At 34.6% G+C, this 21,745-nt stretch carries 22 protein-coding genes and 1 tRNA gene; 17 read left to right on the top strand and 6 right to left on the bottom strand.

Going from position 1 to position 21,745, the window contains the following annotated elements:
* Positions 1-34: 34 nt before the first annotated feature.
* The 3 genes from murA to ICJ84_RS07195 form a co-directional block, all read right to left on the bottom strand.
* Complete coding sequence (gene murA, locus ICJ84_RS07185; RefSeq protein ID WP_188215694.1) at positions 35-1,345, bottom strand: UDP-N-acetylglucosamine 1-carboxyvinyltransferase; 1,311 nt, start codon at positions 1,343-1,345, stop codon at positions 35-37.
* 6 nt (positions 1,346-1,351) lie between these two features.
* Positions 1,352-1,999, bottom strand: a complete 648-nt coding sequence (locus tag ICJ84_RS07190) for a DUF4290 domain-containing protein (protein ID WP_188215931.1) — start codon at positions 1,997-1,999, stop codon at positions 1,352-1,354.
* A gap of 70 nt (positions 2,000-2,069) precedes the next feature.
* On the bottom strand, positions 2,070-2,363 hold the full coding sequence (locus tag ICJ84_RS07195; protein ID WP_188215695.1) for a DUF493 family protein: 294 nt from the start codon (positions 2,361-2,363) through the stop codon (positions 2,070-2,072).
* 147 nt (positions 2,364-2,510) lie between these two features.
* Here ICJ84_RS07195 and ICJ84_RS07200 point away from each other — a divergent pair, with 147 nt between their 5' ends.
* The 5 genes from ICJ84_RS07200 to ICJ84_RS07220 all read left to right on the top strand — a co-directional run bounded on the left by ICJ84_RS07200 (position 2,511) and on the right by ICJ84_RS07220 (position 7,101).
* Positions 2,511-3,050 (top strand): AAA family ATPase, encoded by a 540-nt coding sequence (locus tag ICJ84_RS07200; protein ID WP_188215696.1) that lies wholly within the window; start codon positions 2,511-2,513, stop codon positions 3,048-3,050.
* Positions 3,051-4,958 (top strand): RecQ family ATP-dependent DNA helicase, encoded by a 1,908-nt coding sequence (locus ICJ84_RS07205; protein WP_188215697.1) that lies wholly within the window; start codon positions 3,051-3,053, stop codon positions 4,956-4,958.
* A gap of 47 nt (positions 4,959-5,005) precedes the next feature.
* Positions 5,006-5,953 carry a methionyl-tRNA formyltransferase gene (gene fmt / locus ICJ84_RS07210; protein WP_188215698.1) on the top strand — a complete coding sequence of 316 codons (948 nt, stop codon included), beginning with the start codon at positions 5,006-5,008 and terminating at the stop codon, positions 5,951-5,953.
* A 189-nt stretch (positions 5,954-6,142) separates the two neighbouring features.
* Positions 6,143-6,415 carry an HU family DNA-binding protein gene (locus ICJ84_RS07215; protein ID WP_188215699.1) on the top strand — a complete coding sequence of 91 codons (273 nt, stop codon included), beginning with the start codon at positions 6,143-6,145 and terminating at the stop codon, positions 6,413-6,415.
* A gap of 125 nt (positions 6,416-6,540) precedes the next feature.
* Positions 6,541-7,101 carry a YqgE/AlgH family protein gene (locus ICJ84_RS07220; protein WP_188215700.1) on the top strand — a complete coding sequence of 187 codons (561 nt, stop codon included), beginning with the start codon at positions 6,541-6,543 and terminating at the stop codon, positions 7,099-7,101.
* On the opposite strand, the gene ICJ84_RS07225 is transcribed toward ICJ84_RS07220, so the two are convergent.
* Complete coding sequence (locus ICJ84_RS07225; RefSeq protein ID WP_188215701.1) at positions 7,098-7,940, bottom strand: aminotransferase class IV; 843 nt, start codon at positions 7,938-7,940, stop codon at positions 7,098-7,100. The two genes, ICJ84_RS07220 and ICJ84_RS07225, sit on opposite strands and share 4 nt — an antisense overlap.
* Positions 7,941-8,008: 68 nt before the next feature.
* Positions 8,009-8,398 carry an START-like domain-containing protein gene (locus ICJ84_RS07230; protein ID WP_188215702.1) on the bottom strand — a complete coding sequence of 130 codons (390 nt, stop codon included), beginning with the start codon at positions 8,396-8,398 and terminating at the stop codon, positions 8,009-8,011.
* A gap of 133 nt (positions 8,399-8,531) precedes the next feature.
* On the opposite strand from ICJ84_RS07230, the gene ICJ84_RS07235 reads away from it, so the two are divergent.
* The 12 genes from ICJ84_RS07235 (at position 8,532) to ICJ84_RS07290 (ending at position 21,222) form a co-directional block, all read left to right on the top strand.
* Positions 8,532-8,605, top strand: a tRNA-Met gene (locus ICJ84_RS07235).
* Between the two features lie 54 nt (positions 8,606-8,659).
* Positions 8,660-10,021, top strand: coding sequence for a tyrosine-type recombinase/integrase (locus tag ICJ84_RS07240; protein WP_188215703.1), 1,362 nt, complete (start codon positions 8,660-8,662; stop codon positions 10,019-10,021).
* 3 nt (positions 10,022-10,024) lie between these two features.
* A complete protein-coding gene (locus ICJ84_RS07245) occupies positions 10,025-10,660 on the top strand; it encodes a hypothetical protein (RefSeq protein ID WP_188215704.1) in 636 nt (211 codons plus the stop codon).
* Between the two features lie 84 nt (positions 10,661-10,744).
* Positions 10,745-11,173: a hypothetical protein gene (locus ICJ84_RS07250; RefSeq protein ID WP_188215705.1), complete on the top strand. Its 429-nt coding sequence runs from the start codon at positions 10,745-10,747 to the stop codon at positions 11,171-11,173.
* A 119-nt stretch (positions 11,174-11,292) separates the two neighbouring features.
* Positions 11,293-11,802, top strand: a complete 510-nt coding sequence (locus tag ICJ84_RS07255; protein WP_188215706.1) for a hypothetical protein — start codon at positions 11,293-11,295, stop codon at positions 11,800-11,802.
* A 9-nt stretch (positions 11,803-11,811) separates the two neighbouring features.
* Complete coding sequence (locus ICJ84_RS07260; protein ID WP_188215707.1) at positions 11,812-12,624, top strand: abortive infection family protein; 813 nt, start codon at positions 11,812-11,814, stop codon at positions 12,622-12,624.
* A gap of 61 nt (positions 12,625-12,685) precedes the next feature.
* Positions 12,686-14,089, top strand: coding sequence for a pyridoxal phosphate-dependent decarboxylase family protein (locus tag ICJ84_RS07265; protein WP_188215708.1), 1,404 nt, complete (start codon positions 12,686-12,688; stop codon positions 14,087-14,089).
* A 153-nt stretch (positions 14,090-14,242) separates the two neighbouring features.
* Positions 14,243-16,597, top strand: coding sequence for an arylsulfatase (locus ICJ84_RS07270; protein ID WP_206688686.1), 2,355 nt, complete (start codon positions 14,243-14,245; stop codon positions 16,595-16,597).
* 142 nt (positions 16,598-16,739) lie between these two features.
* A complete protein-coding gene (locus ICJ84_RS07275) occupies positions 16,740-17,321 on the top strand; it encodes a hypothetical protein (RefSeq protein ID WP_188215709.1) in 582 nt (193 codons plus the stop codon).
* 748 nt (positions 17,322-18,069) lie between these two features.
* Positions 18,070-18,753, top strand: a complete 684-nt coding sequence (locus tag ICJ84_RS07280) for a hypothetical protein (RefSeq protein WP_188215710.1) — start codon at positions 18,070-18,072, stop codon at positions 18,751-18,753.
* Positions 18,754-19,649: 896 nt separating this feature from the next.
* Positions 19,650-20,573 carry a DUF6268 family outer membrane beta-barrel protein gene (locus ICJ84_RS07285; protein WP_188215711.1) on the top strand — a complete coding sequence of 308 codons (924 nt, stop codon included), beginning with the start codon at positions 19,650-19,652 and terminating at the stop codon, positions 20,571-20,573.
* 331 nt (positions 20,574-20,904) lie between these two features.
* Positions 20,905-21,222, top strand: a complete 318-nt coding sequence (locus ICJ84_RS07290) for a hypothetical protein (RefSeq protein ID WP_188215712.1) — start codon at positions 20,905-20,907, stop codon at positions 21,220-21,222.
* Here ICJ84_RS07290 and ICJ84_RS07295 read toward each other — a convergent pair.
* The coding region (locus ICJ84_RS07295; protein ID WP_188215713.1) for an SOS response-associated peptidase at positions 21,191-21,745 on the bottom strand (555 nt) is incomplete at its 5' end. The two genes, ICJ84_RS07290 and ICJ84_RS07295, sit on opposite strands and share 32 nt — an antisense overlap.

The following is a 21,745-nucleotide window of genomic DNA, read 5'->3' on the forward strand; positions in this document are numbered from 1 at the left end:
TGCACCTTTTTTTTATAATTTTAGAGTTTATAAATTAATCTAAACGCTCAATTTTAGCACCTATAGCACGTAAACGCTCATCAATATTTTCGTAACCTCGATCAATTTGTTCTATATTTTGGATTGTAGACGTCCCTTTGGCTGAAAGCGCAGCAATTAACAAGGAAACACCAGCACGAATATCCGGAGAAGTCATGGTCATGGCTTTTAAAGTCGATTTAAAATCATGCCCAATAACGGTTGCCCTGTGCGGATCACAAAGAATGATTTTAGCCCCCATATCGATTAATTTATCGACAAAGAATAAGCGGCTTTCAAACATCTTCTGATGAATTAATACACTACCTCTTGCCTGAGTAGCCACAACCAACACAATACTTAATAAATCGGGTGTGAAACCTGGCCAAGGCGCATCTGAAATGGTTAAAATAGAACCATCAATAAAACTCTGAATTTCGTAACCATCGGTATGTGCGGGAATATGAATATCGTCACCTTGTTTTTCAACAGTGATCCCTAATTTTCTAAATACACTTGGAATAATTCCTAAATCGTTCCAGGACACATTTTTAATGGTAAGCTCACTTTTGGTCATCGCAGCCAAACCAATCCAGCTACCAATTTCAATCATATCTGGTAACATAGTGTGATCTGTTCCACCTAAACTTTCAACACCGTCAATAATTAGCATGTTAGAACCAACACCACTTATTTTAGCGCCCATTCTGTTCAGCATTTTACATAACTGCTGTAAATACGGCTCACAAGCTGCATTGTAAATCGTCGTTTGTCCTTCGGCTAAAACAGCTGCCATGACAATATTAGCGGTTCCGGTTACCGAAGCTTCTTCTAGTAACATATAAGAGCCTTTTAATCTGTCTGCTTCAACACCGTAAAATTGTTCCTCTTTACTGTAACGAAATTTAGCCCCTAAATTAATTAGTCCTTCGAAATGTGTATCTAAACGACGACGACCTATTTTATCACCTCCCGGTTTTGGAATATATCCTTTGCCAAAACGCGCTAAAAGTGGTCCAACAATCATGATAGACCCACGTAATCCACGACCATCAACTTTAAAAGCTTCAGATTCCAGATACTCTAAATCAACTTCGTCAGCTTGAAAGGTATAAGACCCTTTTCCTATTTTTTCAATTTTAACCCCTAAATTTCCTAAAAGGGTTATTAGTTTATTCACATCCACAATATCCGGTATATTGTGAATGGTAACCTTTTCAGGAGTTAATAAAACAGCACATAAAATCTGTAGGGCTTCGTTTTTGGCTCCTTGAGGCTGGATACTTCCTTTTAATTTGTGGCCTCCTTCAATTTTAAATGTTCCCATAAATAATTAGAAGCGTTTTCTTTGACGGTTTGATGTATTACTCTTTTTGTGATGTCCGCCTTTTTTACTGACAAACTTTGTCTTGCTTCGCATTAAGCTGGAAGCATCAGACAAGTCTTCTTCAGAATTTTTTAAATTGATTTTTCCTTCGGAAAGTTCATATAAGTGACCGTAAATCACATCGTCTTCAACAGTATCTTTATTCCAATTTAAAAAGCATTTTTTCATGTGGTTAGCAATGGTGTAGGTTAAGGCTTCTTTAAGCTCACCGTCTTCCCAGGTATTAGCCACATCAATCATGGTTTTTATATTGTTTCCGTAGAAACGGTATTTAGGAAAATTTTGGGGATATTTCATAGGCTCAGGACGCTCTTCTAAAAGCTCTTTTGTAGGCTTTTCGTATGGCGAATCGGCATCTAATTCAAAATTAGACATCATAAATAACTGATCCCAAAGTTTATGCTGAAAATCAGGCACATCTCGTAAGTGTGGTTGCATGTTTCCCATAACAGCAATAATAGCCTTAGCTACTTTGTTTCGTTCTTCCTTAGTCTCACGAGACTTGGCATAGTTAATCATTTTTTGAAGATGACGTCCATACTCAGGTATAATTAAGTGCTCGCGCTCGGTATTGTATTCTAAATTGTCTATTATCAAAATAATATGTGTAGAGTTAAAAATTTTTGCATGTAGTTGTTATGCTAGTGCAAAATACAAAAAAAAACTAAAGACTTATGACGCCTTCTATTTTTTCTGCTACTTCTTTATACTTGGCAATTACAGCATCAGGATCAGACATGCACAAGTTAATGGAAACACTGGTGTATTTACCGTTTTTTGAAGCTGTTGTGTTAATAACAGCTCCCATATTATCAAAAATAGCTTCTAAATCTGCTATTTTATCCGTATCAGTTTTTACAATAAATTTATACAGGTATTCAGACGGCCAGCTTGCTGTTTCAAATAATTGTTCTCTTAATTTTTTATAAAATTCTTCTGAATTTGAAGGTGTACTCATAATCATTCTTATATATTGCAAATATAAGCTTATATAACTTTATAGCACCTTATTTTGAGTTGTAAAAATTGAACTGAAGCAATCAACGGCATCTGTATTTTTTTTATAACAGTTAAATTCCGAATTTTACAGCAAAATTGAACAGGTTTGAGTACTAAAAAAATTGTCATTACTGGCGGACCCGGAACCGGAAAGTCTTCTTTAATAAATGAACTTATTAAACGAGGACATACTTGCCTTGAGGAAATTTCGCGTCAGGTTATTCTTGAAGCTCAAAAAGAAGGCATCGACCAATTATTTTTAACCAATCCGTTATTGTTCAGCGAACAGCTTTTAAAAGGCAGAACACAACAATTTGAAGAAGCCAAAACGTATTCAGCTGAGACTATTTTCTTTGATCGCGGGGTTCACGATGTTATAGCTTATATGAATTTTATAGGCGACAGCTATCCGCAACATTTTATTGAGGCCTGCAAAAATTCGATTTATGATGGTGTATTCATTTTAAAACCTTGGGAAGCTATTTACACCTCAGATAACGAGCGTTATGAAAGTTTCGAGCAAGCTTTACAAATACACGACCATTTATTAAACACCTACAGTAGTTACAATTATAATTTAATTGATGTGCCTTTTGATACGATTGAAAACCGTGCAGATTACATTTTAAATGCTATAAAAATGTAAATGGAACATCCCATAAACATACTGGAGCGCTATTGGAACTACACCTCATTCAGGCCGCAGCAAGAAGCTATTATTAATGCAGTTTTAGAAGGTGAAGATACTTTTGCGTTACTTCCAACAGGAGGCGGTAAATCCTTGTGTTTTCAAGTTCCGGCTTTGGTAAAAAAAGGTATTTGCATTGTGGTATCGCCTTTAATAGCCTTGATGAAAGATCAGGTTAAGCAACTCAACGACAAAGGCATTAAAGCTATGGCGATTACCAGTGGTATCAGTTATACTCAACTCGATACCATGCTCGATAATTGTGTTTATGGAAATTACAAGTTTTTATACTTATCGCCGGAACGACTGCAGCAGGAACTTGTTCAGGAACGTATTCGTCAAATGCATGTAAATTTAATTGCAGTTGATGAAGCGCATTGTATCTCGCAATGGGGAAGTGATTTCAGGCCGGCCTATAAAAACATTGTCATTTTACGTCAATTACATCCTACGGTTAACGTGATTGCCTTGACAGCTTCAGCCAAACCAGAAGTGATTGACGACATAGTTAAAGAACTTGATTTTATAAGTCCGAAAATATTTAAGCAGTCCTTTTTTAGATCTAATTTAGGATATATGGTTTTTCATGAAGACGATAAATACTATCGCCTCCAAACCATTCTTCAAAAATATAAGCAACCTTCAATCATTTATGTTAGAAACCGAAAATCGACTCAGGAAGTCAGTACATTTCTAGCTTCTAAAAACATTTCGGCCACCTATTACCATGGCGGCTTACCTACTGAAGATAAGGATAAACATATGGACTTGTGGCTAACAGATCAAAAGCAGGTTATGGTAGCGACCAATGCATTTGGTATGGGTATCGATAAACCCAATGTAAAAACGGTTGTGCATTTAAATTTACCCGAAAGTATTGAGAGTTACTTTCAGGAAGCTGGTCGTGCCGGACGAAATGGCGAAAAGGCTTTTGCTGTTATTTTAAAGAATAACAGCGATGAAGAATTGGTTAAAAATCAGTTTTTAAAAATATTACCAACGGTCGATTTCGTGAAACAGGTGTACCGTAAGCTTTGTAATTACTTTCAGGTGTCTTATGGAGAAGGCGAATACCTTACCTTCGATTTCGATTACAACACCTTTTGTAAAACCTATAATTTCAACGCTATTTTAGCCTATAATGCTTTGCTATTGTTAGATAGAAACAGCATCATTACACTTTCTAAGCAATTTAAAAACAAAGTATCGGCTCAGTTTATCATTTCCAGTCCGGCGCTTTTTAAATATCTAGAAACACGTAAAAATTACGACATCATTGTGAAGTCCATTTTACGAATGTATGGTGGAATTTTTGATAATGACACGAAAATAAATTTAGGGAAGATTGCCGAAAAAGCATCGGTTTCAGAAAAACAAATAACTGAAGTATTGCTTCAATTAGAAACCGATGAAATCATTACACTAAACCTAGCCAGAACAGATGCTCAGGTGACGTTTATAGAACCGCGAGAAGATGATAAAACAATAAATAGAATCGCTTCTATAATTAAGCAACAAAATAAATTAAAAGAGGATCAAGTAAACGCTATTCTTGATTATATCAATAACGATGCTGTTTGCAAAAGCATGCAGTTGCTTTCTTATTTTGGTGAGATAGAAATGGAACCTTGTGGTATATGTTCGGTTTGTATTACGAAAAAGAAGCAGTCACAAAAACCACAAAATATCAGTTCATTAAAACATCAGGTGATTGAACTTTTACAGGAAAAAGAACAATCGTCTAGGGAATTGATTTCAAATTTAAATTGTAACGAAAGTGAGTTAAAAGAAGTGATTCGATTATTACTCGAACATCAAATTATAAATATTACAAAATCAAACACATATAAATTAAGTCATTTATAAAAGAGTTTCTTCTTTATAAATGATTCAAAACAATAAATAGTCATACAATGAAAGATTTAAGAATTGTATTCATGGGAACGCCCGATTTTGCGGTCGACACTTTAAAAACCTTAGTTGAAAATAATTATAATATAGTAGGTGTTATTACAGCACCCGATAAACCAGCCGGACGAGGAAGAAAACTTAGCGAAAGCGCCGTAAAGCAATATGCCGTATCTCAAAACCTAAACGTTTTACAGCCTACCAATTTAAAAAGCGATGACTTTTTAAATGAATTGAAAAGTTTAAATGCCAATTTGCAAATCGTCGTAGCATTTAGGATGCTACCAAAAGCGGTTTGGCAAATGCCAGAATATGGCACCTTCAACTTACATGCGTCGTTACTTCCTAATTACAGAGGTGCTGCACCTATTAACTGGGCTATTATAAATGGTGAAACCACCACAGGAGTTTCAACCTTCTTTATTAATGAAGATATCGATACCGGAGATATGATTCTTCAGGAATCTGTGGCTATCGAACCGGAAGAAAATGTGGGGAGTCTACATGATAAATTAATGACTATTGGTAGTGCTTTGGTTTTAAAAACGGTAAAGCAAATTGAAAGCGATAATGTTACAGCCACACCACAAGAAGATACTGCCGATATAAAAACAGCCTACAAATTAAATCGCGATAACTGTAAAATTAACTGGGAAGCATCGCTAGATGAAATTCATAATTTAATTCGAGGATTAAGTCCTTATCCTGGAGCCTGGTGTACATTGGTAAATGGTGATGAACATCTGGATGTGAAAATTTATGCTTCTGCAAAAGAAAAAGAACAACATAACCATGAAACGGGAACCATAATTGCTTCCAAAAAAGCACTAAAAGTAGCTGTAGAAAATGGGTACATTAATATAAAGGAAATAAAACTTCCTGGTAAACGCGCTATGGATATCCAATCACTTTTAAATGGATATGTGTTTGAGCCTAATGCTAAAGTGCTGTAAAGCCTTATTAACACTGATATTTTAAAAACATCGACAAAAAACACCTTCTTTATTAACAAAAGTCAGAAGTTATTAACAAAACTTGGCATTTCCCTTGCTATTACTTGCATTATTGAGATATCCGTCTAAATTTGTAGTAGGAATTAACACAAACGTTTAACCAATTTATTAATAATTAAATTTTACATTATGAACAAAACAGATTTAATCGATGCGATGGCAGAACATGCTGGAATTACTAAGGCTGCAGCAAAAAAAGCTTTAGAATGTGCACTAATTGAAATTGAAGGAGCTTTACAAAAAGGTAACAGAGTTTCTTTAGTAGGATTCGGTTCTTGGTCAGTTTCTAAAAGAGCAGCTAGAGAAGGTAGAAACCCACAAACAGGAGATACTATCAAAATCAAAGCTAAAAACATTGTAAAGTTTAAAGCTGGTGCAGATTTATCAAACGCAGTAAACTAATTAGAATACCATATTAATATTTAAAATGCCTTCATTTTTTTGAAGGCATTTTTTTATATATCTACTTAAAGTGTTGCTTTTTTAAGAAATAAATATTAGATTTAGAGTACTAACTCAACGATAGTATGATTACAATCCAACCAAAAAAAGGAAATCTGTTAATCGCTGAACCTGCTATAATTGGCGATGTTTCCTTTAATCGATCTATTGTGTTATTAGCAGAACACTCTCATGAAGGGTCTGTAGGTTTTATCTTAAACAAACCATTAGACTATAATATTAACGACTTGGTACCTGAAGTTGAAGCTAACTTTAAGGTGTACAATGGTGGTCCTGTAGAACAGGACAATCTTTATTTTATTCATAGAATTCCAGATCTTATTCCGGATAGTGTTGAAATTTCATTAGGTATTTATTGGGGAGGCGATTTCTCGAAAGTAGCCGAACTTATAGCCGAAAACAACATTAAAGAAGACGAAATTAGATTCTTTTTAGGATATTCCGGTTGGGGCGCCAACCAGTTAGACGACGAGTTAAAGTCGAATTCCTGGGTGGTAACCGAAAATATTTATAAAAATGAAATTATTGGAAAAGATTACGAATCGTTCTGGAAAGAAAAAATGCTGGAATTTGGTGATGAATACAGCATTTGGTCTAACGCTCCGGAAAACCCCAACTACAATTAGCTTAATCTGATTTTTACATTTAACTTCTGTAGGATTGTTTTAGCTACTTCATTGCTAAATGACTTTTTGCGGTATTTTGTTACCGGAATAATTCCTGAAATAACATTGGTAATAAAAATTTCGTCAGATTTCTGAAGTTCAAATGGAGATATAGATGCTTCAAGCAATTCGTAGCCTTCCAAAGTATTTACCACCTCTATAATTTGTTTACGCATCACACCTTTTAAACAACCATCCGAAAGTGGAGGTGTTTTTATGGTATTTCCTTTTACTAAAAAAACATTTCCGCTAAGGGCTTCTACAACGTGCTTATCGGTATTTAAAATTAAGCAATTATTTAAATTATTTTCGTTCGCATAAATACTTCCAACTACATGCAACGCTTTATTGTTAGTTTTTAATGTAGAAAGTAAACTTGGCGACACGTAATAATCTTTAAACAAATCCACTTCATAAAAACCATCATTCAGCTCATAAAAATCATTTTCCAATGGTTTAACTGAAATATTAAATCCTACAGCGTTGGTTTGTGGTAAATACAGACCTCCTTCGTTTCTGTGAACTGTTAATTTTACACGTGCAGAAGCTTCGTTTAAATCGTTTGCTTGTAACGTATTCATAATTTGTTCTTCAAGAAATTCCATAGTGAAATTCATCGGAATTTCCATACGCATAATACGCATGGACGCCATTAATCTAAAATAATGATCTTCCCAAAACAGTAATTTTCCGTGTGAAGCTTTAATGGTTTCAAAAAGAGCGTCGCCATAAGCATAACCTCTATTTTGAATTGAAAGAATATTGGTTTCTGCTAAAATATTTCCGTTGTAATTTGTCATAAAAAAAATGTCCTGCTCTCTTTTGGGAGAACAGGACACAAATATAATTGAAATATATTATTTAGTGATTATGCAGAGCCTAATACCTGCTTTAAACTAGAAATTTGATTATCCCAAAGCATCTTTGCTTCATCAACTTCGTCTTCTTCGGCAAAATCGGTAATGATTAAAGAAACATCTTTAGTGATTTCATCTACCTGAATTTTAATTTCGAAGTAAGATGTATTATCCTCTTCATCATTCAGCCATCTGAATTTTACGCGTTCGCCAGTTTTTTTACTTAGCAGTTTAGCTTTTTCTTCACTATCATCCCAAATAAAGGTGAATAATTCGCCACGAGAATTAACGTTATCTGAGAACCATTCTGATAAACCAGAGGGTGTTGAAATGTATTGATATAATAATTGAGGAGAAGCGTGTATTGAGAATTCTATTTCAAATTTAATTTTATCGTCCATAAAGTACTATTAAAAAATTATTTAGCCCAATATATACATTAATTAAGACCTGTGACAATAATTTTTAATAATATTTTTTTTCATTTTGTGTTTGCGTGTATGAATAATGTTTCTATATTTGCACCCACAAAACGGCGAGGTAGCTCAGTTGGTTAGAGCGTCGGATTCATAACCCGGAGGTCGCGGGATCGTGCCCCGCTCTCGCTACAAAATGTAATCAATTCACAATTAACGGTTTAGGTTTTCTAAACCGTTTTTTTTATGTCTTATCTAAATGAATTTCTTACATTTGATTTCAAAAGTGAACACGTTTTTGAACACGATTTGGAACACGATTTGAGTAAAAGACCCCAATTTTCAACCCCAAAAATCTATACAGCTAACGGCAATTTAGACAAGCGTTGGTATGTTTATTTTTCATTTCGCAATCCTGAAACCGGTAAATTAGAGCGAATGAAAAATATTTACGGTATAGCCAATACGTATAAAAAGAAAGAAGATAGGCTTTCCGTTCTGACCGTTTATAGAAAACGACTGATTATTCTTCTAAAAAAAGGCTACAATCCTTTTGAAAATAACGAAGCCTTATTCGAAAAGGAAAAAGCGCAAGCTTCCAAACTACATGAACCGAAAAGTAAAGCGACACCAAAAGTTCAATCTACTTCTGTAACTACTGAGGAAAAGATAGAAACTACAACGGATAAGGTTGAAAAGAGTTCTAGTGCACCTTCAGTAGAAAAAGCTTTCGATTTAAGTTTAGACTTTAAAAAGAATGTCATTAGTGACAGGACCCATAAAGATTATAGGTTTCATGCGAATAGATTTATGGACTGGCTTAAGGAATCAAACCCAGACATAAAAACAATAGACCAAGTTGATAAGGCGTTAATTCAAACTTTCCTTAGTCATGTACTTTCTAATACCAGTGCAAGAAGTTACAATAACCATAGAACCAATCTCGGGGCTTTAATGCAAACTATGGAGGATAATGATATCATAACTTCTAATCCGGTGAAGAATATAAAAGCATTAAAGACCAAGCCTGAACGTCACAAAACCTATTCTAAAACGACCCAAACTGAAATTTTTGATTATCTAAAAAAGGAAGACCCTATACTCCTACTCTATATCCAGTTTGTAGCCTATGGTTTTTTAAGGCCTATCGAGGTTTGTAGAATAAAAATAAAGGATATTAATGTTGCTGAAAGTTTGATAAAATTTAAATCGAAAACCAACGCCTTAGAAACAAAACGTATTCCGGATATGTTGCTTGAAGAACTTCCAGATTTAAATGATTTTGATGCAAATAGTTATTTGTTCACCCCGGATAAATTTGGTGATTTCTGGGATACAGAAGAAAATAATAAAAGGAACTATTTCTCAAAGCGTTTTAAAAAGGTAGTCAAAGAACATTTCAATTTAGATAAAAACTATGGTTTGTATAGTTTCAGGCATACTTTTATCACTAAGTTGTATCAATCTCTAATTACTGATTATCCACCAAATGAAGTAAAAAGCAGGATTATGCATATTACTGGTCATTCTACTATGGATGCACTTGAAAAGTATTTACGTAGTATTGATGCTGCTATTCCGGATGATTATTCACATTTATTAAAGTAAAGTATGAACGGTATTTTTACTACTATACGCGATAATCTCACACGATCCTATTTATTTTATATACCAGATACGATATATAATGAGTTCCAACAAACGGAGTTTAAAGATTTGGTTCCTGCTGAAGCTACAAATACTATAGCTTTTAGAAACCGTAAAGAAGAGATAACCACGAATGAAACTAAATTCAACAGAGTTGAAATAGCAACAAAATGTAACCTATTCGAGGAAAATGTCTTTTTACTTATAGATGCACAAGAAAAACTAACAGAAAGCCAATTTCAGTTTTTAATGAATAAATATTGGGAGCACCTAGATATTCACACTAACATTACCTATTTAATGTATGTGAATTTAAGTAAGTATTTTAAAGATGTATCGGATAATGTTACTACACTTTTTAAGCTACAACAAGATGCTTTTTTAAAACATCATACAGAGATTAAAACCAAATTTTCAAGTTTTATATCGGGTAGCCCATTTAAGGAAAAAACGGGTGGTTTTAATGTCAATGAAATCGGTTCTGAACCAATTAAGAAAACGACACTAAAAGCGAAAAAAACAAAAAAGCCACAACTCATTAGTGATGCTGATGCCGACGCTTTTTTACTGGAATCGGTGTTTAATATTAATCATAAATAAGGTTACAAATGTCACCAAAAGTTGAAATAACACCCAAAATCAACGGTATTATACATAAAACAAACGTTTATTTTACGCTAAATTATGGAAAGTAGATTTTACACATGCAAGTATTGTTTTAAAGAATTCGAACCCAAAAGACGTCGTGTTCAAAAGTATTGCAGCGACACCTGTCGTAATAAAGCACACCATGCAAAAAAGGTGAAGAATATCTTGCCTGTACTTTCAGAAGAAAGCTTATCAGTTGCTAAAATTACACAGGAAAATACACCCAAAAAAGAAACCATGAGTTTGGCAGGAGTTGGTAACTCTACAGCTGGAAATTTACTAGCAAATGGCATTACATCATTGTTAACCCCAGAAGGAAAAAAAGCAGCTACCAAAAAAGATATTTTAGAACTAAAGTCTTTAATTGCTGGTGCTAGATATTTTCCTGTTAATAATTTGTCTTTTGACCAATTTGGTCGACGTCCCTATTATGATATCGAAACTCAAGAATTAGTTTATCTATAAATTGGGTATTTGTACGAATAATCATTTTACTAATTAAGTAATTACCTTATATTCGTTGTATTTATAAATGAAATAAACACAATTGCGTTTATCCAATTGTTGTAGGTTATAAAAAAATCATGAGAGAATTCCTAACGCAAGAAAATGTAGCCTTTTATCATATCACTTTAGCGAGTAGATGGGAAAATATGATTCAGCAAAATGGATTAAGACCAAGGGATGGAAGAATTTTCGTTTCTAGAACTAACGACCGAGGGATTCTTTATGGGATTGCCATTGGTCAACTTCCTGAAATATATGCTGAAAATAGAATTGCTATTTTAAGATTGCCTCAAATTCTAAATAATTTCTTAACTCAAGAGATAAGTGTTGACATGCAATCTAATGAACCGACAATGCCTTTACAAAACATTATAAACAGACCTCATATTCCACCTAATCAAATTGAACTTGTAGAAATAATTGAATTTGATATAAATGAAATTACGAGAATTGCTGCGGCAACAGAAGCAGAATTAAACAATAATGAAATGTACCAGCAATCCTTTGATTTGATATATACTAATGTTGACAATTCTTGTTATAGGTTAACAGGAATTCAACAAACGGAGATTATTGAATGTCCATAATAATCCATAATGAAAATATCAAACAAAATAACCAAACAACTTGGCACCCTTATAGCAGGTGATACACATTCATCCCCATATTTAAGTGGACCGCAATTAGTGGACTTTTATAACGAATGTGGATTTGATGATGTGTATGGCGAAGGCTTTCCTTCAAGATGGAAATATTCAACTGAAAAGATTGTTGAATCTAATGGAAGTGATTCATTAAGAATAATTTTAGAAAACTTTGTTGACCCTCGTAGGTTTGGAGGAGATGAAAATTTAGCAGAAACTATTAAAAATGAAATTAATTCGTTGATTAAATATGATGGTTTTGAATTATCAAAAACTTCTGGAGTATACAAGATCATAGATACCAAGGGCAATTTTATCGAGCCAGAGTCAACACAAAAAATTGGACATAAGTTTATCTCAGAACAAATTGAAAAATGTCAGAATAAGATAGCTAATGAAGACTATAATGGGGCAATCACAAATTCCCGGAGTCTTACTGAGGCTATCCTTATACACATTATTGAGACTCTTGAAAATAATGAAGTGAAAAATGATGGCAACTTATTAAAACTGTGGGGTAGAGCTAAAAAAGCTCTACAAATTGACCTTGACAAATCCACTTTACCAGATTATGTCATTCAAGTATTATCAGGTTTAGATTCAATTATAAATGGCCTTGCTGGATTAAGTAATAATGCGGGTGACAGACACGCTAACAACTTTAATACTAAAAGACATCATGCAAAGCTATCAGTAAATGCAACAATGTCTCTTTGTGACTTTTTAATTGATTTATTAAATAATAAAAACAACCTACAACAATAGCTATAGCGCATAAAAACGCGCCATAGCCCAACCGTTAGGGCTAACCACTTTAATTAAAAAAATGAAGGAAGACAATTCATTACAGCGTAAAATGTTCCTGGAACTGAAAGATGCCGAACTCTTTCACAGAGCGGAATCCTTTGGCATTGATTACCTCAGAAGCATTTTTGACAGGAATGTATATCCTTCCAGGAGTGCTCTCAATGATCTTTCTATATTGGAGGAAGATTTTCCGGAAAATTCCGGGGATCCTCTTGAAACACTAAACCTTTTAAATAGGTATGGAGCTCCCGGGACAACAGCTCAAATTGGCGGTAGATATTTTGGCTTTGTTCATGGTGGAATTATTCCAGTGGGGCTGGCAGCAAAAAACCTGGCAACATTTTGGGATCAAAATGCAACAGTATACCAGAGCTCTCCCATCTCCTCAAAATTAGAAACCGTTGTTCAGAAGTGGCTTGTCCAACTGCTTTCATTGCCGAGTGAAACGACAGCTGGATTTGTAAGCGGCACCTCGACAGCAAATTATTGCGCCTTAGCTGCAGCACGATATCGGATATTAAAGAATTTGAACTGGGACGTAACTAAAAAAGGACTATTTAATGCCCCAAAAATTAGGGTTGTAGCTGGCCGACAGGTTCATTCCTCCATGCTGCAGGCAATTTCTCTGGCTGGTTTTGGAATTGACAATATTGAATTAGTGGAGGTTGACGACCAGGGAAGGATATTGGCAGATAAAATTCCTGAACTTGATAATACCACCATTTTATCTCTACAGGCAGGAAACGTAAACACTGGTGCTTTTGACGACTTTGCATTAATTTGTAAGAAAGCTAAAGAACAAGGGGCATGGATCCATATAGATGGTGCCTTTGGACTATGGGCGGGTGCTACGCAGCATTTCAAACCTCTTACTGCCGGGTATGAACATGCAAGTTCCTGGGCAGTTGATGCACATAAGACATTAAACTCGCCTTACGACTCTGGTATTATATTTTGTACCGATGAGGAGGCACTAATTTCCTCTCTACATATAAATGCTGCTTATCTGCCAAATGAGAATGAAAGAAATGGCATGTATTACGCACCAGAAATGTCAAGAAGAAGCAGAGTTATTGAACTTTGGGCTATTTTGAGATATCTGGGCCGAACTGGTATAGAAGAACTGATACATAATTTACACAAACGGGCTGTACAATTTGCTGAATTATTGAATTCAGAAAAGGGTTTTTATGTGCTGAATCAGGTCGTTTATAATCAAGTTCTTGTGCAATGTGATAATGATACATTAACAGATAAAGTTCTTAAAGAGATACAAGAAATGAGGGAATGCTGGGTTGGTGGTTCCAGTTGGGAAGGACGTAATGTTATCAGGATTAGTGTTTGTTCCTGGGCAACTACAGAGGAAGATGTGAACAGATCTGTTGATTCATTTAGGAAAGCACTTAGGAACATCAAAAATTAAAGGCCAGCCCTAACAACATGTATAGCTCATTGCGGCTGAATTTCCTGCGGAAATTCATAACTTTTTGCTATCTTAGTACTACAACGGAAAATCATAACTGATTTTCCGCAACAAGCCATATGCAAACCGTTGTAGCACATTAAAACTAAAATTATGAGAGTCAAACAAACCATTCGATTTCATCTGTTTGTTCTTGCCTGTCTTTTTATGATGACGGCATGTCAACAAACCCAAAAAGAAGAGTCAAACTCAAAAGAAGCCACAGGACTTCCTTATGACGACCCCGAATTTAAAGGTAAGATTGGCAGAACCTATCAGGATTCAGAAATGGATTGGCCAGATTTGCCAAGTCCCAAAGCAGATGCTCCCAATGTGATTGTAATACTATTAGATGATGTTGGGTTTGGTATGACAAGTACCTTTGGAGGCTCAATCCCTACTCCTCATTTAGACTCCCTTGCGAATCAAGGGCTGCGCTATAATCGCTTTCATACCACGGCTATATGTGGGCCATCCCGTGCTGCGCTCATCACAGGTCGAAATCACCACAATGCTGGCAGCGGTTTTTTAGCGGAATGGGCTACAGGTTATCCTAGCTACACCACAATGATTCCGAGAGCTACAGCTACTGTTGCAAAAGTGATGAAGTATAATGGGATTAATACATCCTGGTTCGGAAAGAATCACAATACGCCCGACTGGGAAACTTCAGCTGCAGGGCCTTTTGACCGTTGGCCTACAGGACTTGGGTTTGATTATTTTTATGGTTTTAATGCAGGAGAAACACATCAATACTATCCCGTAATCTTTGAGAATACCGTCCCTGTTGAACCTGAAAAATCTCCAGAAGAAGGTTACCATTTTCAAACGGATATGACCAATAGGGCTGTTGAATGGCTTCGAATCCAAAAATCAATATCACCAGACAAGCCTGTTTTTATGTACTATGCACCAGGAGCAGTACATGCACCACACCATGTAAGAAAAGAATGGAGTGATAAGTTCAAAGGAAAATTTGATCATGGTTGGGATAAGGAACGAGAGATTGTTTACGCTCGTCAAAAAGAAATGGGTATCATTCCCCAAGAAGCTAAATTATCTGAAAGAAATGAACACGTACCACTTTGGGACTCATTGAATGATGAAGAAAAGAAATTTTACACTCTGTTGTACGAGAACTTTGCAGGTTACTTGGCATTTACAGACCATGAAGTAGGCCGTCTATTAAAAACGATTAGTGAACTTCCAGATGCAGAAAATACACTTGTGATGTACATTGTGGGTGATAATGGGGCCAGTGCAGAAGGCGGCTTACAAGGTACCGTAAATGAAGTTAAAGCCTTAAATGGTATTCCAACTAGCATTGAAGAAAATCTGAAAAAAGCAGATGAAATTGGTGGCCCAAATACAGAGCCCCACTTCCCGATTGGTTGGGCATTTGCAGGAAACACACCTTTTCCATGGGTGAAACAAGTTGCATCCCATTTTGGCGGAACGAGAAATCCAATGGTAGTATCATGGCCAAAAGTTATTAAGGATAAAGGAGGCATTAGGTCACAATTTCTGCACCTTATAGATGTAGTTCCAACCATTTTGGAAGCTACAGGGATAGACATGCCCGAATATGTTGAAGGTGTCAAGCAACGCCCTATTGACGGAAAATCGTTTATGAGCACCTTTACTGATGCTGATGCACCAGAAATTCGTACTACCCAATATTTTGAAGTCTTTAGCAACAGAGCTTTGTACCATGAAGGATGGGTAGCTGCGCATCAACACACCTTCCCTTGGCGTCAGGATTTGGCCCCTGGGTATGAAGATGAAACATGGGAACTTTATAACATCGCAGAAGATTTTTCCGAATCAAATAATGTAGCCGAACAATACCCGGAAAAACTAGAAGAGTTGAAGGCAATTTGGGAACAAGAAGCTGAAAAGTACCATGTCTTCCCTCTAGATGACCGTGGTGCAGGGCGTTTGGCCGTGCCTAAACCTTCACCCTTGGGAGATAGAACAGAATTCACTTTCTATGAAGGAGCTACAAGAATTCCAGAAACAGCAGCACCTAACACAAAAAATACATCTTGGACCATGGAAGCGATGGTTACTACTCAAAGTGGTGCCAAAGATGGTGTCATTAATGCAATAGGCGGATTAGGTGCTGGTTATACGCTTTTTGTAAAAGACGGATACCCAACTTTCTTGTATAACTTCTTCGAAGCCGATATCATGACCATCAAGTCGTCCAAGAAACTTCCCGATGGATTATCAAACATCAAAGTGGATTTTATTTATGATGGTGGTGGAGTAGGCAAAGGAGCTACTGTAGTTCTTTATGTTAACAACGGAAAAGTAGGTGAAGGTCGATTAGAAGCCACCGTAGGCGGTCGATTTGGCATTGACACTTTTGGAATTGGTGTGGATACAGGCTCACCAGTTACCGAAGAATATTCTGTTAACCAATTTCAGGGTAAAATAGAAGAAGTGAATATTAAACTAAAAAGATAACGTGCTACAACAAAATGTATAAGCAATAGCGGTTTAGGAGTTTTCCTGAACCGTTTTGCTTTATATCAAGTATTTTACAAAATGAAAAGTAGTTGCTTATAATCCGCTACTGCTCATACACAAACCGTTAGCAACTTTTAAAATGAACCTGAGAAAATTATTCGGACTTCAATCAAAAGATAAAAAACCATATGAGCATGCAGATGTCCTTCATCTGTGGGAAGACGATTATCTTATGATTGAATTGCTTCCAAAAGAAAATTTAGAGTTCGTTAAAAATGAGAATAAAAGAATTGACGAATTTGGACAGGAACATTTTGAAGTGAATGGATTTACAGACATCACAATAATTAGGGAAAAGCCATTCAAGACATTTGATAGGCAAATTCCAACTAGTCAAGTGGTGCAAATATTTAGTGAAACCGACCTACATAGAATTGAAAAGGTAGTGATGCAAGGGGTTGGACTTTTAGAAGGAGATAAAGCACCATTGGGTTACGGCTCCAACAAATTCGCTGTAATAATTGAAGATAAATCAGGGGTGTTGGAAAATATTTGGATAACTGGTAGTACAGAAACCGATCAAGAAAGACAAAACTTAAAACAAGGGCTTCAAGAAATTGGAAAGCAATTCGAGTTTATTGGCATTGACTGGTTTAAATCCGAATACTACGACTTGAATGATGAAAAGAAAATTGAAGACTATATAAAAAACAGTTGCTAACATCGGTAGCCGTTGCACAAGCCCATAATTTTGTAAAAACATGATACATAAGCGCCCATTTTAAGGGCGTTTGTTGTTTTTGAATGTGATTACAATCTAAATTCAAACTGTTTGTTAGGGCTTAAAATGCCTTTTATGTCTGCTTTAAAGCGATAAAAAAAAAACTTAGACTTGTTGCTCCACTTTTACTGTGTTTTCTATAAATTTCAGGTACTTTTTAAGGTTATAAGCAATCGCGGATAGTTGCATACATTGATTAGCCTGCTTTAGGCCTATGGTATTGCCCCTTTCTCTCAAAGATCAGGAACCTTTAGCCAGAATATCACATTTAGCTGATAAGAATATAAAGAAGCTATTACATATGGCGGCTATGAGAGCCATACAGCTTGATAATGACTTAAAGGTTTATTATATTCGAAAAATAGAAGAAGGAAAAAACAAAATATCTGTAATTAACACGATTAGAAACAAATTGATACATAGAATATTTGCAATGGCTAAAAATCAAAAATTATACGATTTTAATTTGAAAATGTCATAGATATCATTGCTTGTACTCGCCTGCTTACAAAAATACTCGCGGATTTTCTATTTGGTTTGTATTTGCTAAATTAGTTGGTTAAAACTATGTTTAACCTGTAGCCATATTTCAGGACTAGACATGCCAATAAAGATTGCTTAATAATTTAACAAAGAGAGAATTATGAATAAACGCAGGAAAATATCAGACCACTCATTTTTTTTCACTATGAGTATAATACTATTTATGATTGTCTTTTTTGGTTTTTCAAATCACTTCTTCTTTCGTTCATTTACTGATAGAGAACCGTTACCAAATTATCTAATACTTCATGCAATTTTGTTTACCCTTTGGTACATTGCATTTATATGGCAAAATTGGTTAGCGTTGAAAGGAAAAATAATCCAACATAAAACTAATGGTAAATTTTGGAGCTTATTTGCTATAGCTGTAGTGTTATCTGGGATTTTTGTAATATACTCCACTTTACAAATTTATTATGTAACAAATGATGCAACTTTTGGAATTTCTGGACTTTTTTGGGGTAATAACCTTATTCTACTAACTTTTTCGGCTTATATTATTCTGGGATACCTTTATAGGAACAAACCACAAAACCACAAGCGTTTCTTTCTTTTAGCTTCTATATCTATGTTAGGGCCAGCCCTTGGGCGTATGGGCAGACATTCTTTTATGCGAATTAGTGAAGATTTCATGAAGAATGAAGCCATCTATGGTTTGGGAGGTGTCTTAATATTGCTCCTTACATTATTAATCTATGACATTTACAAATCGCGCAAAGTGTATTGGGCAACCATAATTGGTTTACTTTGGTTTTTTATAAGCTATGCAATTTTGTTAAGCATCTTATCATCTGGATTAGGGAAAGAAATTATAGAGAATATGAGATAATTATATGATTATGGCACATGTTACAAAAATGTATAACCGCAATTACGGCGAATTCGACTACGTCCGAATCCAATCGGAATTGCCAAAGTCTGTTCTATACTGAATAATCACGCATATTAACTCGTAACTGACGGTTATACGAGACCGTTAGCCACAAGTTTGAAAACAATGAAAATCACATATTTTATCAGACTTCTGTTTATTCCATTCTTGATTTATGGTCAAAACTTTGAATCTAAACGGTTTAGTAGACTAGAAAGCGAAATTAAAAGAATTGACTCTGTTATTGACTTGACTAACAAAACGGAAAAAGCTACTTCGAATGTATTAAAGGAGGTTCAATTATTAACAAAAGTATATTTAGAAAAAATGGAAGTTGGGAGGCCAATTATTTATACAAAGAACAAAATGACCATCTTCCCTTCCGAATTAAATACAGCGAAACTGGTTATAAAACATATCAAAAGTTTGAATTTTTCTATCAAAATGAGGATTTAGTTTTTGCCAAATTGAATGTGAATTTTTATCATGGTAAAAGAAAAAACTCTCCGATTGAGAAAATATTTTACTTTAAAGACTCACGAGTGATTTGGAAAATGACAGCAAGCCCATGGGATTTTTATAACAGTAAAATAAAAGGCAAACTGACCTCAGATTCATATCTCCGTGAGGAAAATTATGGAATAGAATATGTTAAAAGAATTGAAAAAATATCTTGGAAAAAGATAAATAATTAAAAAACCAGTGGGTAACAAAGAACTGAGTTAAAAAACATTGCTTATTTTAGTTCAATAGTTTGGTCGTTGGGTTTAATGCTAAAATCTCCATTAAATTGAATGTTTAATTCTTTTAAAAACAACAAAAGAAGTAACCTGAAAAAATTCAAAACAGTCAATATGAAAAGTATTTTAGTTTTATTATTGATTATTGGGTCGGTGTCATTCGCTACTGCTCAAGAAACGTTTGATATGTTAACAATAGCTGGACATTTTGCTACACCACAACCTTTTGAAGCCGAATCTACTTATACCGGAAAAACAACAGAAAGAGGAACTATGGTTAATTTGAATGTTCCAATTGTATTGAACGAAAAACAAACTTGGTATAATAGTGTCAACTATATGCAGTGGAATGTCAATAATGATATTGAGATGGCTAATGATATAGCTAACCCAATCAATGTATATGGACTTATTTTAAGATCAGGATTGATCCAGAAACTTTCAAACGGCAATTCTATTCAATTAGTTTTTATTCCCAGGCTAATGACTGATTTCAAAAATATAAATAATAAACACTTCCAATTTGGAGGCACATTTATTTATGAAAAAATATATCACCAGAGATTGAAAATCGGCTATGGAGTATTGTATAACCAAGAAGTATTTGGCGCTAATGTTACTCCTTTGTTGAACCTGGAGTGGAAAATTTCTGATAGATGGTCTATGTCAGGATTACTTCCAATTTCCTCTAAAATTAAATACAAAGTAAACAAAAATTTAAACCTGGGAATACATCATTTCGGATTGGTAACTTCATATCGTTTAGGAGAAGAAGCTTATCAGAATGACTATATAGAAAGAAGAAGCATTGATTTAGGTTTTTTTGTCAGGTATAAAATTGTAGGTGGAATTCATGTGGAAGGTAGATATGGGTATTCTTTAGGAAGAAGTTACAAACAATATAATCAAGATGATAAAATTGATTTAGCATTACCACTTGTAACAATTGGTGATGATAGAACTCAGCTAAATGAAAACTCTAATTTTAATAATGGAGCATATGCGAATGTAAGATTAGTCTATGCAATTAAATTATAAAATGATTGATCAAATTATAAAATATATTATTTGAAATAAAAATGCACTAAAACCCAACATCAGCTATAGCTCATGGCTAGGTTCTTACTTCAAAAACAATAAATTCATAAACACAATCTGGCCTTCCTTCCCTGTCGAAACCAGCATTAAAACCGCCCGGCACAAGCCATAGCCTAACCGTTATTTAATATATGATTTTTTTTAAACCATCATATTGCTATTTGGTTTCACAACCAAAACACCAATAGAGAACATAGAAATAATTAGTGAATGGACTGTTAAAAGAGCTTCCATAACATCTAAAGTAGATTAGCAAACAGAACAGTTAAAAATGCTCAATCTTATAAAAGAAAGGTTTGAAAGTGCTAAATTCAAATTTAATGAAAATGGCATATTTAGATTGTCTTTTAAAGATGATATACCTCCTTTTTTAGAAGAATTGAAGTTTCTTGATAATAAAAAATGGATTCAAGAAAGTGTTAATACTGTTTCTATAGGGGAGAATAATGATTATTCGCTTATGATGATCGAAATAATTAAAAAGAACGATAAAATATATTTTTCTTTGCGAGAAACACCACTGCTTATAGAGGTTGAAAAAAAATGTTTAAAAAGTATTAAAAATCATCTACTAATTCCTCATAATTAATTTTTTCCAAAATAGTTTCAATATCACTATCAATCTTAGGGCTAAACAAATCTTTACTTACGGTATAGGCATCTAATCGTTCTTCAGGAAAATTGAAATTAACTAATTCCTTTACATCCTCTTCATTAAGGCTTTCAGAAAACCAATGATCAATATTTTCAGAACTTAGAATAACAGGTTGCCGTTTTTTCAAATTGTGTATCTTCTCAAATAAAGGGCTGGCCTTTTTGGTTAAGATACTAAAGGTGATATAAGTGCCAATAACAGTATATATACCGGCTAAAGCCAAGCCTTTATCAGTCTTTTCTTTTATGTAGAAAGGGTATTTTTTCTTATTGTGTTCGTGAGGCTCAAAAAAGCCATCTACAGGGATAACACATCGCCTGGTCATGACGGATTCCCGATACATGAAATGACTAAACAGCTTTTCGGATTGCGCATTCAAACCTGAACCATATTTTACAGCTTCCTTATAATAAGGTTTAATGTCCTCTGGGCTTTTATAATTGGGAACTATACCCCA

This window comes from Aestuariibaculum suncheonense (assembly GCF_014596935.1).
Taxonomy (GTDB): Bacteria; Bacteroidota; Bacteroidia; order Flavobacteriales; family Flavobacteriaceae; genus Aestuariibaculum; species Aestuariibaculum suncheonense.